Source organism: Streptomyces niphimycinicus (assembly GCF_018883605.1).
GTDB lineage: Bacteria > Actinomycetota > Actinomycetes > Streptomycetales > Streptomycetaceae > Streptomyces > Streptomyces niphimycinicus.
This window is the reverse complement of the sequence record NZ_JAHLEM010000389.1, coordinates 1-15,437: the sequence shown is the minus strand read 5'-3', so window position 1 is coordinate 15,437 and position 15,437 is coordinate 1. Positions and strand designations below refer to the sequence as shown.

Genomic DNA, 15,437 nt, shown 5'->3' with positions numbered 1-15,437 from the left:
CGTTCTTGAGGTTGCGGGCGGCGTTGCTCTGCCGGCGGTCGGCGCGTTCGCGGGCCTGCTGCTTCTCCCGCTTCTCCCGCTTCAGCTCCTGCTCGGCGTTGCGGACGTTCTTTTCGGCGACCTCCTGCTCGGCGCGTACGGCCTCCTCGTACTCGGTGAAGTTGCCGCCGTAGAAGCTCAGTTCGTCGTGGCCGAGTTCGGCGATGCGTTCCATACGGTCGAGCAGGGCGCGGTCGTGGCTGACGAGCAGCAGGCAGCCCTTGAAGTCCTCCAGCACGTCGTACAGCTTGTGGCGGGCCGCGGTGTCGAGGTTGTTGGTGGGCTCGTCGAGCAGCAGCACGTCCGGCCGCTTCAGCAACTGGGCCGCCAGGCCGAGGGAGATGATCTGGCCGCCGCTGAGGGCGCTCAGGTTGCGGTCCAGGGTGAGGTCGGTCAGGCCGAGGCGGTCCAGCTGGGCGCGGGTGCGTTCCTCGATGTCCCAGTCGTCGCCGATGGTCGTGAAGTGCTTTTCGTCGACGTCCCCGGATTCCACGGCGTCGATGGCCTGGATGACCGGGGCGACACCGGGTACCTCGGAGACGGTGAGATCGCCGACAAGGGGGAGGGCCTGCGGGAGGTAGCCGAGGGTGCCGCTGACGGACACCGACCCGGTAGCGGGTTGAGTTCGCCCGCGATCAGCTTGAGCAGCGTGCTCTTGCCCGAGCCGTTGGGCGCGACCAGGCCGGTGCGGCCGGAGTTCACCGTGAAGGACAGGTCGTGGAAGACCGGGGTGTCATCGGGCCAGGTGAAAGACAGGTTCGAACAGACGATGGATGCTCGGACATGCAGAGACCTTGAGATCAGCGGGGGCAGAGACACCTCTGCCCTGGGTAGGCAGGGAGAACGTGGGTACGACTCAGCGGCCATAACGGCGGTGCTCCTCGGCACCGGCCGGCGGCCGTCAGGCCCGGGTCTCACCCGGAGATGTCGTCGTCACTCACCATGTCTGGTCGGCAGCTCCTAGCTGCACAGATTTAACGTCCTGGCCAGTCTAGCAGCTCGGATTTGGCGTCATCGAGATGCACCCACATAGGCGTGAGATCACACGTATGGGCAAGTCCGCACGACAGGGACGGCGGGGACCTTCACGATCTGCCCCTTCGCCGATGCCGTTGACAGTCCGCGAAACGACATGCCACTATCGTCACCAGTTAAGATGGTTATACGGGCCAGAAGTGGCCGACACCGCTTGGGCACATGTGTGTCGGTCGCAGTGGGAAGCGCGTCGCCGGACCGTCGCCACGTACGTCGAAGGAGCAGGGAACATGGCAGAACAGCCGCAACAGCGCGCCGACGGCGCACCGGTGGGGCGGCGCACCCTGCTGGGCATGCTGGGCGCGGGGGCCGCGGGGCTCGCCGCCGCGCCGTACCTGCAGCGCGGTTGGGAGGGGTTTCTCGGAGCGGCCTCCCAGATCGATTCGACCGGGCTCACCGGCCTGCTGCCCAACCCGGGCGGCTTCCGGTACTTCAGCGTCGTCGGCTCGGTGCCGCACAAGAACGAGACGAACTACGCGCTGAAGATCGGCGGCCTCGTCGACCGGCCGAAGACCTACACGCTCCCCGAGCTGCGCGCGCTCCCGCAGACGCGGGTCGTCCGCGACGTCCTGTGCACCGATGGATGGCGCGTTGACGACACGCCCTTCGAGGGGGTGAAGCTGGGCGCTCTCCTCGATGCCGCCGGGGTGCGCTCCGAGGGCCGGGCGGTCCAGTTCACCTGCTTCGACGGCGCCTACAGCGAAAGCCTCACCCTGGAACAGGCCCGCCGCTCGGACGTCCTGGTGGCGCTGAACATGCAGGACAAGCCGATCACCCACCAGCACGGCGGCCCGGTCCGCCTGTATGTGGCGCCCATGTACTTCTACAAGTCGGCCAAGTGGCTTTCCGGCATCGAGGTCACCGACAAGGTGATCCCAGGCTTCTGGGAGGAGCGCGGTTATGAGGTCGACGGCTGGCTCGACGACGCCGACCGGCACGATGAAGCCGCCTGAGCGGCTCGGTCGGGTCCGCCGGTTCAGCACCGCCGAACGTATGGTCCACCGGGCCACCGGCTGGCTGATGCTGTTGTGCCTGCTCACCGCGGCCTGCCTGTATCTGGGCCCGGTCGCCCAGCTCGTCGGCCGGCGGCACTTGATGGCCATGGTCCACAAGTGGTCGGGAATCCTGCTGCCGGTGCCCTTCCTGCTGGGACTGCTGTCCGCGGACTTCCGCGCGGACCTGCGCAGGCTGAACCGCTTCGCGGTGTACGACAGACAGTGGCTGCGGGCCGCCCGCAGGCGTCTGAAGTCGCCGCAGGCGCGCCCGGCGGGCAAGTTCAACGCCGGACAGAAGCTCTACGCGGGCTGGATCGCTGGTGCCGTGCTGGTGATGATGTTCACCGGTCTGCTCATGTGGTTCATGGGGCTGCTGCCCTTCATCTCCCGCACCAGCGCGATCTTCGTCCACGACTTCCTCGCCTGGGCGATCACGATCGTCCTTGTTGGGCACACGCGCAAGGCCCTCGATGACCCGGAGGCGCGGCTGGGCATGCGCACCGGATACGTCAGCCGGTCCTGGGCGGAGCTGTACCACTCCCGGTGGCTGCAGGAGGGCCCCGCGCGCGACGTTTCGGGCCGGGCGGGCACGCATTCGACGGAGCGGCCTTCACGCCACCGTCGAATGACGTAAGCGATCCGGCAGACATGTATCTGCCGGATGTGTGTGCCCGGCGTTCCCGACCGATGTGCACCTCGCCGACCAGCCTCTTCTCCCGGGGCCGACGCCGCCAGGGCTGTGCGGTGCCTGCCGGACTCTCCCGTACCAGGCGTCCCGCGGCTGACCGTCAACTGACTGATGTGGTGACGGTGTGTCTGCGGTCAAAGTGGGTGGCGTCGACCTTGGTGCAGTCCTCGGCGCACGAGCCTTGCCCACACCTTGTCGTACTCGGTAACCGTCTTGACCGGTGATACATATGTGTGTCAACCTCTTCCCGACTCCGCTGAGTCGTAGACACGCATCTGCATGTGTCGTTGCTTCAGGCAGGCACCCACTTCATAGGAACGTCAATGAGACGACTTCTGACCGTCCTCGCGGCCGGAGTGCCGCTGGCCGCGGCGGTGTACCTGCCGACCGCCTCGGCGGATACCGGCACCTCCGCCTCCGCTCCGCATACCTGTTTCGACCGTCTCCGTGAAGGCCCCGGCCGGCACCGAGGTGGAGAACGTGACCTCAGTCAGCCACCCGGCCGGGACCGTCGACGTGCCCGCGATCTTTCCGCTGGACGCCGTACACGTTCCCGACGTCCCGGCCTACTGCGACTTGACCGTCACACTGACCCACCCGGGCGGTGGCGACCACGCCAAGGTGAAGGTCTGGCTGCCCCAGAACGGCTGGAACGGCCGCCTGCAGACGATCGGCGGCAGCGCCTTCACCGCCGGTGACTACGGCGCGGGCCTCGCGGGCGCGGTCAAGAACGGCTACGCCGCCGCGACCACCGACGCTGGCGTCGGCACCTATCTCGACACCAGCTGGGCTCTCAACAGCAAGGGTCAGGTCAACACGGCCCTGCTGAAGAACTTCGCCTCCCGGTCCGAGCACGAGGCCGCGGTCGTCGCCAAGGAGGTCATCGGCGACTTCTACGACCGGGCCGCCTCCTACTCCTACTTCAACGGCTGCTCGACCGGCGGCCGTCAGGGCTACATGGAGGCCCAGCGCCACCCCGACGACTACGACGGCATCCTCGCCAACGCGCCCGCCATCAACTGGGACGAGTTCGAGGTCGCCGCCCTGTGGCCGCAGGTGGTGATGAACGAGGAGAAGACCTACCCGACCGGGTGTGAGTTCGACGCCTTCAACAAGGCCGCCGTCAAGGCCTGCGACGCGCTCGACGGCGTCGAGGACGGCCTGGTCAACGACCCGAACCGCTGCGACTTCGACCCTCGCAAGCTGATCGGCACCACGCTCGAGTGCGACGGCAAGCAGGTGACCATCACCGCCGCCGACGCGGCCGTGGTGCGCAAGATCTGGGACGGCCCCCGCACCGAGACCGGCGAGAAGCTGTGGTCCGGCATCCCGATCGGCGCCGACCTGAAGTTCCCCAACCTGGCGGGCACCCTGCCGGACGCCGACGGCAACCTCAAGGGCGTGCCGTTCCCCGTTCCCGCCTCCGGGGTGTCGACGTGGCTGAAGAAGCAGCCGTCGTTCGACGTCTCGACGATCACCTACAGCCAGTTCACGCAGCTGTTCAAGCAGTCCCAGGCCGAGTACGACAAGGTCATCGGCACTGACAATCCGGACCTTTCTGCCTTCCGCAAGTCCGGCGGCAAGCTCCTCACCTGGCACGGCCGGCTCGACCAGCTCATCCCCACCCAGGGCACGGTGGAGTACCGCAAGCAGGTCGAGCGGCGGATGGGCGGCGCGCAGCGGGTCAACGACTTCTACCGTCTCTTCCTCGCCCCGGGCACGTCCCACTGCGGCCTCGGCACCGGCCAGACCGACGACCTCGGCGCCCTGCGGGCCTGGGTCGAGCACGGCAAGGCCCCCAAGACGCTGACCGCCACCCTGACCAACTCCACCGGCCAGCAGGTCACCCGCGACCTGTGCGCCTACCGCCTGGTCTCGCGCTACGAGGGCCACGGTGACCCGGCCGTCGCCAGCAGCTTCCGCTGCGCCCCCGCCACCCGGCACTGAACTGCCCCACGACGCCCCAGTCGCCCGGGAAAAGGCCGGGTTGCTGGGCTGGAAGGCCCGCCAGATGCGGACCGCGTGAGCCCCTAAAAGTTCGTCCCGGTCCGCACCCACGAGGGTGCGGACCGGGACGTTTTTGTTTTACTTCGCCGCCGTGCCGTCGCCGTCGGCTTCCCGCGCGGGCGGACTCACGGCCGCGCCGGGCTTGCCATGTGCTCGGCCGGCCGGCCGAGTTTCGCGGTCACACATCCCGGTCGACGGGAGCCTTGCCCAACGCGTCGCGCAGCGCCGCGCGAGAGGTGATGCCCAGTTTGGGAAAGACCCGGTACAGATGGGAGCTGACCGTGCGCGGGGACAGGTGCATCCGTTCGCCGATCTCCCGATTGGTCAGGCCGCTGGCGGCGAGATCGGCGATCCGGTGTTCCTGCCAGGTCAGCTTGGCCAGGTGCGCGGAGGAAGCGCGCGTGGACAGGCCGGAAGCACGAAGCTCGGCGCGGGCCCGCCCGGCCCAGACCGAGGCCCCGAGCCGTTCGAAGGACTCGGCCGATCGGGTCAGCACAGGGCGTGCGGCCCTGGGGCCCTGCGAGTGCCGGAGCCGGATGCCGTGGGCGAGCCGGATCCGCGCCAACTCGAACGGGAAGCCCGCCTGGGCCGAGACGGCCTCCACCCGCTCGTACATCTCCGCGGCCTCCTTGTCCTCGACCGCCGTGATCGCCAGTGCCCCGTAGGTGATCAGGGCCAGCCGGGGCGAGATGGCGGGCAGATCCGCCTCCCGCGCGGCCAGGGCGTGTCGGCGGGCCTGTTCCACGCGGCCCGTGTGCACCGCCGCTTCGACGAGGTCGAGCAGTGTGCGTGAGGCCTGATGGGCACAGGGCTCGAACGAGCCGGGAGAGGTGATGCCGATCGCGTACAGGTAGGCGGTTTCGTAGTCGCCCTCGCTCAACGCCGCGATCGTTCCGACCGCGTCGGCGATCTGGGTGAGGAATCCGACGCCGCGCGGGCGTGCCCAGGAGTCGACGACGCTCTGCAGTTCGCGCGCGCGTTCCACATCGCCGCGCAGGGCGGCGAGGAGGGCCAGGTACGCGCGAGAGTGGTGGGCGAAGAGCGCGTGCTGGTGCGTCGTCGCCAGTTCCAGACCTCGTCGTCCCGTGCTCTCCGCGTCGTCCCATTCACCGACGGCCAATTGATCGAGCATGATCAGGTGCAGCATGGTCAAGCCGCTCGACATGGCCCCCGTCTGGAGCTCGCGGTCCACGGCGCGCTGGAGGCAGGGGCGGTACTGGCTCAACGCGTCGACGTGGTAGGCCGCCACACCCAGACGCGTGATCTCCCACGGTTCGAGGTTCGGGAGGCCGGCCAGAGCGCTCTCCACCTGCTCGTGCACACCGGCACCACTCGGCCGCGACCTCGTCGTCGGGATCCACCGTCGAGGCCGCCAGGTGTGTGGCGCGCCGCTCGATGTCGCCCTGGTGCACCCGTGCGAGGGTCGCGTGCGCCGCGCGCCGCTCGTTGGGGGTCGCTGTCTGGACGACGGTGGAACGCACCAGGGGGTGGCGGAAGACGAAGTCGCCGCTGAGGGGGTCGATGTCCAGGAGGCCGGAGAACGCCGCCTCGTCGGCGTCCATCATGCGGTACAGCGTGCCGCCGCCCGCGCGACCGGCCTCCCTTCCCGCCCCGACACCGTCCAGGGCGCCGCGCAGCAGTTCCGCGCGCACGGAGTCGCTGAGGTCCTTGATACGTGTCCCGTATAGGTGCTGGAGCCGTCGAGGCAGCGGGACGCCCTGGTGGCCGGACAACTCCTCGGCACCGCGTCCGGTCTTTCGGCCGCTCAGGAAGGGAGGCAGCTCCAGCAGGGCCAGTGGATTGCCCTGGGCCTCGTCCAGGACCACACGGCGGATCTGTGGGTCCAACCCGGGGTGGTGTGTGTCCAGCAGCCGCTCCGAGTCCTGTTCCGACAGGGGCGGCACATGCAGCTCCGGGAGGGCGGCCGTGTCGAACCGTGACGGGATCTCGGAGCGCAGTGCGATGACGAGCTTCACCGAGCTCCCGGTGAGCCGGCGTCCCGCGAATCCGAACACCTCCGCGCTGGAGGCGTCCAGCCACTGGCCGTCGTCGAGTACCAGCAGGAGATTTGTTTGTGAGGCCGCGAGGGACAGCAGATCGAGGACGGCGATGGCGAGGGTCATCACCGACGGAGGCTTTCCTTCGCTCCGTCCGAAGACGACGCCGAACGTCGCTCGGTGCGCGTCGTCCAGCCGGTCGATATGGGAGAGCAGCGGGTACAGGAACTGGTGCAGACCGGCGAACGGAAGGTCCGACTCCGCCTCGACTCCGGCAGCCCTGATCACTCTGTGGTCTTCCCGCGTCGCGAGATGGGCGACGTGATGGAGCAAGGCGCTCTTGCCCACGCCCGTCTCACCCCGCAGGACCAGGGTCTGCCCCCCGGAGTCGCTCACGAACGCGGACAGTGTTTCCCGCTCGCTCTCACGGCCGATCATTGCTCCGCCGAGTGACTCCACGGCCCCGCTCCCTTCATCGCCGGACCGCCTTCGGTCCGATCACACCCGTGCCCGTGCCCGCCGGGCGGCGCCTGCCGTTGGTCCGGGTGCTCTTCACATCGGCCGTGCTTCCGGCGCCGCATGGCGGCCGACGGCCGGTCCCGCTCGAGAAAAGCGGTGGGGTCGACGAATTCCGGAAGGCCGTCCGAGTGGCTGACCGCGCACACATACGGATCGCGACTGGTTGTCACACGTTCACACGATTCGGGCAGAGTAGACGCCCGTCACCGCTCACGTCATCCGGATAGCCGGAAAGTTCGCCATGATGGGCGCCTTCAGTGGTGTCGGTGCAGGCATCCTGTCAGGTATGGACGAGTATGTCTCGCAGCGGAGCGCGAGACAGCGCTGATCGCCCGCTGTGTGGTGTGGAGTACGCCGTGGCTTGATTCCGGCGGGTGTTTCCCTCGCCCGGACCGCCGGAACACCTGCAGAGGTGTCCCGGCCGGGACCGCTGGGCATCCTCATGCCTGACGTGTCACAGGGGTCGGCGGGGGAAGCGGCCGGCCCCTGGCTCCGTCAGAAGTGGTCCACGTCGACGACGGCCTGGGCGAACGCCGTCGGCGCCTCCTGCGGCAGGTTGTGGCCGATGTCGGTCAGCGTGCGGTGCTCGTACTTCCCGGTGAACTTGTCGGGGTACCCGGACACATTGCCGGGCGCCGTGAACGGGTCCTTCTCGGGGTTGATGGTGATGGTGGGCCCCGTGATGGCCGGCGCCGTGGCCAGCTTGTCCTCGTAGCGGTCGTAGCGGCGTTCACCGTCGGCCAGGGACAGCCGCCAGCGGTAGTTGTGGATGACGATGGCGGGGTAGTCGGGGTTCTCGAAGGCGGCCGCGGTGCGTTCGAAGGTGGCGTCGTCGAAGTTCCAGGTCGGCGAGACGAGATCCCAGACGAGCCGGGTCACCTGGTGGCGGTGGGTCCTGTCCTCCATGGCCTTCTTGCCGCGCTCGGTGGCGAAGTAGTACTGGTACCACCAGGTGTGCTCGGAGGCCGCCGCGATCGGTTCGAGTTGCGCCTTGCGGTTGGTGATGAGGTAGCCGCTCACCGAGACCAGGGCCTTGACGCGCTCGGGCCACAGGGCCGCGAGGATGTCGCCCGTCCGCGAGCCCCAGTCGAAGCCGGCGATCACGGCCTTGTGGATCTTGAGGGCGTCCATCAGCGCGATGACGTCCAGGGCGATCACCGACTGCTGGGCGTTGCGGAACGTCTGAGAGGAGAGGAAACGGGTCGTGCCGTGGCCGCGGAGGTAGGGAACGATCACGCGGTAGCCTTGGTCCGCCAGCAGAGGCGCGACGTCGACGTAGCTGTGGATGTCGTAGGGCCAGCCGTGCAGGCAGATGACCGCGGGGCCGTGGGCGGGGCCCAGTTCGGCGTAACCGACGTTCAACAGACCGGCCTTGACCTGTTTCAGCGACGGGAAGGAGGTGTGCGTGCCAGGGGCGATGGTCGGGACGACGGGCGCCTTGCCCCCGTGGCTCGGGGCGGTGCTGGAGGCGCTCGAAACGCCCTGCAGACCTGCCAGTGAGACGGCGGCCGCTCCCGTGCCCAGGCCCATCGCCTTGTTGAACGTACGCCTGTTGATCATGTGAAGCCTTCCGTGCGTTTCCTGTGTGTCCCTGCTTGGTGAAGGTGTCGGGACACGTGCCTGCGTGGTCGCTCCGGGCGCGTTTGCCTGCGCGACGACCCTGACACACCCATTCGTCACTGGTCAAGATGGTGACTATATGGGTGGAGGTGACTCCGATTCATAACCGGCCCGGCCGGGCGACGTAGCCAGAGGCCGACCGACGGCCTCACTCTTCTCGGTGCCTGTCACAACGCGCATCAGTCACTTGACGGTCGTGCGCGACCCGGTTTCGTTTGGGGCGCCCGGCATGTGACGCAAGGTGAAGTCACTGTTGACTGCGCCGACCTGCCCGTCACCAGTCGAACTGGTGATAGTGCTTGCGGTAAATGGTGTCACCTGTCAGAGTGGTTATGCATAGCGGGGTGCGGGGTGGTGCAGGCCAGTGGGCGCGCCGCCCCCGAACTCATCCGACTCACGACACGGGCCGCGAAGGATCGCGGCCCCGGAGGGAGCGTCATGCGCAGCAGCAATCCGATCTTCTCCCGGTTCGGCTTCCACCGCGAGGACGGTTCGTCCGGCCCCGCCGCCCGGCAGCCCCAGCCAGTGGGCGTCGGAGCATTCGGTGCGGAGCCGTCCGACGCGGCTTTGGCCAACCCCTTTGCCGAGTCGGCGAACTCGTACCTCGTCAAGGACGCCCAGGCCGACCGCGGCACGATGACCATCGATGACGTCGTGGTCCGTACCGGCGCCACGCTCGGCACCGTCGTGCTCACCGCCGTCCTGTCCTGGGTCCTGCTGCCCGTCGACAGCACCGGGATCGGCCGGTCCTACGGCATCGGCGTCGCCGCCGCCCTGGTCGCGTTCGTCCTCTCCATGATTCAGGCGTTCAGGCACCGGCCCTCCCCGGCGCTGATCCTCGGTTACGCGGCCTTCGAGGGGGTCTTCCTCGGAGTCATCTCCAGCGCCACGTCGGCCTGGATCGCACCGGGCGTCGTCATCCAGGCGGTCCTGGGCACCATGGCCGTCGCCGCGGGTGTGCTCATCGCCTACAAGCAGCGCTGGATACGTGTCAACCAGCGGTTCTACGGGTTCGTCCTGGCCGCGGCGACCGGCTTCCTGCTGCTGATGCTGGCGGACCTGCTGTTCTCGGCCTTCGGCGCCGGCAACGGCCTGGGCTTCCACAGCGGTGGCCTCGGTATCCTGTTCGGCGTCATCGGCGTCGTGCTCGGTGCGGCCTTCCTGGCCCTGGACTTCAAGCACGTCGAGGACGGCATCGCCTACGGCGCTCCCCGCGAGGAGTCCTGGCTCGCGGCCTTCGGTCTCACCACCACCCTGGTGTGGATCTATCTCGAAGTGCTCCAGGTACTGTCGATCCTCCAGAGCGACAACTGACACCAGCGGGCCCCGGCCCCCACGGCGGGACAGGTGGCAGGCCCCGGCGAACGCCGGCCGAGACGCCGGGGCGAGAACGAGACGACATCGCTCGCCGACACGTACCGCCTTCTCGGTGTCGGCTGCGGGAGCGATCGGGCGGAAGGGGCAGGCCATGAGCACAGCGCTGGGGGATGCCGAGCGCGCCAAGGACGCGGCACTGACACTCGCGGCGCAGAAGGGCGACGTGGCCGCACTGGGGCTGCTGCTGGAGCGCCATCGTCCCGGCATGCGGGCGGTGGCGCTGAGCCTGCTGGGCCCCGGCCCCGATGTGGACGACGTGATGCAGGACGCCGCGGTCGTGGCCCTGCGGGACATCGGCGATGTCCGTGATCCGGCCGCCGTGGGCCCGTGGCTGCGGATGGTGGTGCGCAACCGCGGCCGGTCGGCGCTGCGCAGCGCGCGGCGGACCGAGCCGCTGGAGGAGGTGCCGCTGCCGCCGCTGCTGACCACGCCTGAGCAGGTGCTGGACCGGCACGCCATGCGGGACTGGATCTGGGAGGCCGTCGAGGAACTGTCCCCGGCGCTGCGACTGCCGGTCGTACTCCGTTATTTCTCCACCGGTGTCACGTCGTACCGGCAGATCGCTGACGCGTGCGCGATACCGGTCGGTACGGTCCGCAGCCGGCTCAGCCAGGCACGGGCGGCGCTCGCCCGGGCCCTGGAGGCCACCGTGTCCGGGGCGCACGAGGACGTCCGGCGGCGGACCGAGGCCAGTTGGCAGGAGGCGCACGAGACCCTGGCCGCCGCGGAACGCGGCGAGTTCGGCAAAGTGGTCGCGGACCGCTACTCACCCGACGTGTCCCTGCTGATCGGCAGAGAGCGGCTCGGCGGAGTCGGGCTGCTCCTGACGGGTATGGACAGCGACCTGTCCGCCGGGGTCCGTCAGCGCCCCGCGAACGTCATCGCCGGACGGTCGCTGATCGTCTGGGAGATGGACCTCATCAACCCGCCGGACGCGCCGGACCACTGTCCGCCCGGCGTCGCCTGGATCATGACCCTGGACGGCGGGCGGATCGACCGGCTGAGCCTGTATCACACCCCGCGTCCCCTCCCGGAGGGCGAGGGCATCGCGGCCTGAGCCGTCCTTTCCGGCCGGCGCCGCAGCCTTCGGAGAAGGGGATACGCGTCGGATGACGCGACGCGGCTGTCCTCCTGCTTCCTTTCCGACAAGCCCGGCTGAGGCCTTCGCTTGTCGGACGTCTCCCCACGCCGTGACAGCGATCGGCGACTTCGGTAGCGCACTGGCTGCCGCCTACAGCCGTGCCAGTGCGTGTATGTGCCAGGTGCAGATGGGTCGAATGGCTTAACACCCGGCCGGGTGTGTGTCATGGAGGGACCGAGAGGTGTCCCGGCTGACCGTCATGTGACTGTTGTCGGGTGGTGGCGCCGCGGACGAAAGTGGCGCCGTAGTGGTCCTCCTGTGAAGGTGTCCCCCAAGAAGATGTGTCACCTTCTTGACGGGTGACGATATGTCTGGCAGGTTAGTCACCGGTCAGGGAGGTGACGGCGAGGGCGACGAGCCACCACAGGTGGCCCGATCGGACCGCGCGACCTCGGCGACAGGCGGTCCACAGCGTTTCCACGTATTTCTGGAGAGGGTTTCTCGTGTTCAACATCAAGCGTGCAGGCAAGCGGCGGATTCTCACCGGTGCCGGGGCGGCCGTCACGGCCGGCGTCGCGCTCGGGGCTTTCGCTCTGACCGGTACCGCGAACGCCGACGCCGACCAGTCGGCCGGCAAGGGCCAGGCCAAGCCCACCATCGTGCTGGAGCACGGCGCCTTCGCGGACGGCTCCAGCTGGAACGGCGTGATCGCCCGGCTGCGCGCCGACGGCTACCCCGTCATCGCGGCCGCGAACCCCCTGCGCGGCCCTCACAACGACGCCACCGCGCTGCGCAGCATCCTCGACCACGTCAAGGGCCCCAAGATCCTCGTCGGCCACTCCTACGGCGGCTCCGTGATCAGCGAGGCCGCCGCGAACGACCCCCAGGTCAAGGCCCTCGTCTACGTGGCGGCGTTCCTGCCCGCACCCGGTGAGACCGCACTGGAGCTGACCAACAAGTACGCCGGCTCCACCCTTCCCGACGCCCTCGACCCGGTCCCCTTCACCGCCGCCGACGGCACCAAGGGCACCGACCTCTACATCCAGCAGGACAAGTTCCGCCACCAGTTCGCCGCGGACGTCCCCCGCAACGAGGCCGCCCTCGCCGCCGTCACCCAGCGCCCCATCGCCCAGGCCGCGCTGGAGGAGAAGGCCACCGTCGCCGCCTGGAAGACCATCCCCAGCTGGGACATCGTCACTACCCAGGACCTGAACATCCCGGCCGCCGCGCAGCGCTTCATGGCCGAGCGGGCCCACGCTCACACCACCGAGGTCGCCGCCTCGCACTCCGTCGCCGTCTCCCACCCCGGCGTCGTCACCCGCGTCATCGAGCAAGCCTCGCGCGCCACTCGATAGCCGACCAGCGCCACCCGACAGCAAACCTTCGAAAGCGAGAGCACTGCCATGGACCTGAAGCTCGAAGTCGTCGTCATCCCCGTCTCCGACGTCGACAAGGCCAAGGACTTCTACGTCGACCAGCTCGGCTTCCGCCTCGACGCGGACTTCCCGGTCAACGACGGTTACCGGGTCGTGCAGGTGACGCCGCCCGGCTCGGAGTGCTCGGTCATCTTCGGCGAGGGCCTCACCCACGCGGAGCCGGGCACCCTGCACGGCCTGCACCTCATCGTCACCGACATCGAGGAGGCTCGGAAGGAGCTGGAGAGCCGCGGCGTCGACGTCAGCGAGCCGTTCCAGGACGTCACCGGCATCTTCCACCATCCTGGGAACGCCGACCGGGTTCCCGGACTCCACCCGGAGCGCGCCAGCTACGGCTCCTTCGCCTCGTTCGCCGACCCCGACGGCAACGAGTGGTTCCTGCAAGAGGTCACCGAACGCGCGCCCGGCCGCTGACGACGCGCACGGCGACACCCAGGGGGCGGCCGCCACAGCAGCTACCCCGGCCGCCCCTCGCCCCGGCATCCCGGAACCCACCCCACACCTCACACCCAGGAGCACCCGTGACGACTGAAGACACCCGTACCTACGACGTCCTCGTGATCGGCGCGGGACCGGTCGGCGAGAACGTCGCCGACCGCACCGTCGCCGCGGGCCTGAGCACCGTCATCGTCGAGAGCGAACTCATCGGCGGCGAATGCTCGTACTGGGCCTGCGAGCCCAGCAAGGCACTGCTGCGCCCCGCGCTGCTGCGCGCCGACGCGAGCCGAGTCCCCGGCCTGAATCCGGCGGTGGCCGGGCCGCTGGACACCCCGGCTGTGCTGGCACACCGCGACCGCATGTCTGCGCACTGGGACGACGAGGGCCAGGTCCAGTGGCTGAAGTCGGCGGGCATCGACCTTCTGCGCGGGCACGGCCGGCTGGCAGGACCCCGTCGCGTCACCGTGCACACCCCCGACGGTGACACTGTCGTGCTCCAGGCCCGGCACGCCGTGGCCGTGTGCACCGGCAGCCGCGCCGCGCTGCCGGACCTGCACGGCGACGATCTGTACCCCTGGACCAGCCGGGAGGTCACCAGCGCGAAGGAGCCGCCCGGGCGGCTCGTCGTCGTGGGCGCGGGCGTGGTCGGCACCGAGATGGCCACCGCCTGGCAGGCCCTCGGGACCCGGGTCACCCTCGTCGCACGCGGCAGCGGACTGCTGCCCCGCATGGAGCCCTTCGCGGGCGAGCTGGTTGCCGCACGGCTGCGTGAGGCCGGTGCCGACCTGCGCTTCGACACCACCGTCCACACCGCGGTACGGGAGGGCGGTCCGGACGGCGACATCCACGTCACTCTCTCCGACGGCTCCCGACTCACGGCCGACGAGCTGCTGTTCGCGACCGGCCGCGCACCGCGCACCGACGACATCGGCCTGGAGACAGTCGGCCTCACACCCGGCGAGTGGCTCACCGCGGACGACACCCTGACCGTGACCGCCGTCCCCGGCGACTGGCTCTACGCGGTCGGAGACGTGAACAACCGCGCCCTCTTCACCCACCAGGGCAAGTACCAGGCCCGCATCGCGGGCGCCGTCATCGCCGCCCGCGCGCACGGCACCCCCCTCGACACCCGGCGCTGGGGCGCGCACACCAGCACCGCCGACACCGCGGCCGTTCCGCAGGTCGTCTTCACCGACCCCGAGATCGCCGCGGTCGGCCTCACCACCGCCGAAGCCGAACGAGCCGGCCGCCGCGTCGACGTCGTCGACTACGAGATCGGCCACCTAGCCGGCGCGGTCCAGCACACCCCCGACTACCGCGGCACGGCCCGTGTCCTCATCGACCCCGAGCGGCGAACCGTCGTCGGCGCCACCTTCGCCGGACCCGGCGTCGCCGAACTCCTGCACTCCGCGACCATCGCCATCACCACCGAGGCACCCCTCGACCGCCTCTGGCACGCCGTCCCGCCCTTTCCCACGATCAGCGAGGTGTGGCTGCGACTGCTGGAGACCTACCGGGGCTGAGCCGGCACACCCATGTTTCTCCTCGGAACACAGATGTGTGCCGTTCCCGCCGTTGCCCTTGGATCGGCTGTCCCGCCAATTGCCGTCTAAGCCTCGATCCACCGGTCGGCTTCTGATGTGATCTCTTGAAGGCCGAGGGCCGGGTTGTTCAGCCGTTCGCTGGGGGCGGGCAGGAGGTACTCGCTGGTCTGCCCAGCTTTCCACTAGTTCGGCTCCGGTCGGGCCCTGGTGGGCGGGATGGTCAGGGGCGTCAGGCCGTCTCAGGCGGGGCGTGAACAGTGGCGAACAGCTGGGTCCAGGCGTGCTGCCAGGGTCATCGGCGGTGCAGGTGGAGGGTGAGGCGGCGGGCTGAGCGGGCTATCCGGGCGGGGATGTGGACCAGGTGGCTGCGGATGGTGGTGTTGGTGGCCTTGGCGTGGAAGGCCGAGGCCAGGGCGCCTGCGGCCCGCAGCAGGTTGTGGGCCATCGCCCACAGGATCAGCCAGGCGGCATTCGCGTTGAACTTCCCCGACGGCAGATGGGCCAGGGGCCCGGCTTTGCCGTCGGCGATGACCTGCTCGTGTGGACGTTCACGTATTTCCCCGGGGCTGAGTTCACGTAATTCCCCAGCCCCGGGCGCCGATGACGTCTACTTGACCGACGGCTTGGCGGGCTTGTCGGTGGGGTTCTTGGGGCGCTTGTT

General features: G+C 69.2%; 8 protein-coding genes and 4 pseudogenes. 8 read left to right on the top strand and 4 right to left on the bottom strand.

All coding sequences use genetic code 11. From position 1 onward, the window contains the following. Positions 1 to 828, bottom strand: a pseudogene (locus KN815_RS30260) (ATP-binding cassette domain-containing protein); the annotation flags it as partial. Positions 829 to 1,304: 476 nt separating this feature from the next. Between KN815_RS30260 and KN815_RS30255 the strand changes: the two are divergent. From KN815_RS30255 to KN815_RS30245, 3 genes and pseudogenes are all read left to right on the top strand, one after another. Next, positions 1,305 to 2,027: a molybdopterin-dependent oxidoreductase gene (locus tag KN815_RS30255; protein ID WP_216345061.1), complete on the top strand. Its 723-nt coding sequence runs from the start codon at positions 1,305 to 1,307 to the stop codon at positions 2,025 to 2,027. Beyond that, the gene (locus tag KN815_RS30250) at positions 1,975 to 2,703 is read left to right on the top strand and encodes a cytochrome b/b6 domain-containing protein (RefSeq protein ID WP_216345060.1); all 729 of its coding nucleotides are present in this window, start codon (positions 1,975 to 1,977) and stop codon (positions 2,701 to 2,703) included. The genes KN815_RS30255 and KN815_RS30250 overlap by 53 nt, the downstream gene beginning before the upstream one ends. A gap of 377 nt (positions 2,704 to 3,080) precedes the next feature. Then, positions 3,081 to 4,704: pseudogene (locus KN815_RS30245) on the top strand (tannase/feruloyl esterase family alpha/beta hydrolase). 238 nt (positions 4,705 to 4,942) lie between these two features. Here the strand turns inward: KN815_RS30245 and KN815_RS30240 are convergent. Together KN815_RS30240 and KN815_RS30235 are read right to left on the bottom strand one after the other, a co-directional pair. Then, a pseudogene (locus KN815_RS30240) lies at positions 4,943 to 7,220 on the bottom strand (ATP-binding protein). A gap of 555 nt (positions 7,221 to 7,775) precedes the next feature. Next, entirely contained in the window at positions 7,776 to 8,840 is a 1,065-nt protein-coding gene (locus tag KN815_RS30235) for an alpha/beta fold hydrolase (RefSeq protein ID WP_216345059.1), read from the bottom strand. 498 nt (positions 8,841 to 9,338) lie between these two features. Here KN815_RS30235 and KN815_RS30230 point away from each other — a divergent pair, with 498 nt between their 5' ends. The 5 genes from KN815_RS30230 to KN815_RS30210 all read left to right on the top strand — a co-directional run bounded on the left by KN815_RS30230 (position 9,339) and on the right by KN815_RS30210 (position 14,755). Next, positions 9,339 to 10,214 (top strand): Bax inhibitor-1/YccA family protein, encoded by an 876-nt coding sequence (locus KN815_RS30230; protein ID WP_216345058.1) that lies wholly within the window; start codon positions 9,339 to 9,341, stop codon positions 10,212 to 10,214. A gap of 154 nt (positions 10,215 to 10,368) precedes the next feature. After that, positions 10,369 to 11,334, top strand: coding sequence for an RNA polymerase sigma factor (locus KN815_RS30225; protein ID WP_216345057.1), 966 nt, complete (start codon positions 10,369 to 10,371; stop codon positions 11,332 to 11,334). A gap of 536 nt (positions 11,335 to 11,870) precedes the next feature. Beyond that, positions 11,871 to 12,713, top strand: coding sequence for an alpha/beta fold hydrolase (locus tag KN815_RS30220; RefSeq protein ID WP_372458514.1), 843 nt, complete (start codon positions 11,871 to 11,873; stop codon positions 12,711 to 12,713). Between the two features lie 48 nt (positions 12,714 to 12,761). Beyond that, positions 12,762 to 13,208, top strand: coding sequence for a VOC family protein (locus KN815_RS30215; protein WP_216345055.1), 447 nt, complete (start codon positions 12,762 to 12,764; stop codon positions 13,206 to 13,208). A 107-nt stretch (positions 13,209 to 13,315) separates the two neighbouring features. Continuing rightward, the gene (locus tag KN815_RS30210) at positions 13,316 to 14,755 is read left to right on the top strand and encodes a dihydrolipoyl dehydrogenase family protein (protein ID WP_216345054.1); all 1,440 of its coding nucleotides are present in this window, start codon (positions 13,316 to 13,318) and stop codon (positions 14,753 to 14,755) included. A gap of 316 nt (positions 14,756 to 15,071) precedes the next feature. Here KN815_RS30210 and KN815_RS30205 read toward each other — a convergent pair. Continuing rightward, positions 15,072 to 15,314 (bottom strand): annotated as a pseudogene (locus KN815_RS30205) (IS1380 family transposase); the annotation flags it as partial. Positions 15,315 to 15,437: the final 123 nt, after the last annotated feature.

Coding starts and splice junctions, on each gene's coding strand:
- KN815_RS30230 (WP_216345058.1), top strand. CDS start 9,339: ATGCGCAGCAGCAATCCGATCTTCTCCCGGTTCGGCTTCCACCGCGAG.
- KN815_RS30215 (WP_216345055.1), top strand. CDS start 12,762: ATGGACCTGAAGCTCGAAGTCGTCGTCATCCCCGTCTCCGACGTCGAC.
- KN815_RS30225 (WP_216345057.1), top strand. CDS start 10,369: ATGAGCACAGCGCTGGGGGATGCCGAGCGCGCCAAGGACGCGGCACTG.
- KN815_RS30255 (WP_216345061.1), top strand. CDS start 1,305: ATGGCAGAACAGCCGCAACAGCGCGCCGACGGCGCACCGGTGGGGCGG.
- KN815_RS30250 (WP_216345060.1), top strand. CDS start 1,975: ATGAGGTCGACGGCTGGCTCGACGACGCCGACCGGCACGATGAAGCCG.
- KN815_RS30235 (WP_216345059.1), bottom strand. CDS start 8,840: ATGATCAACAGGCGTACGTTCAACAAGGCGATGGGCCTGGGCACGGGA.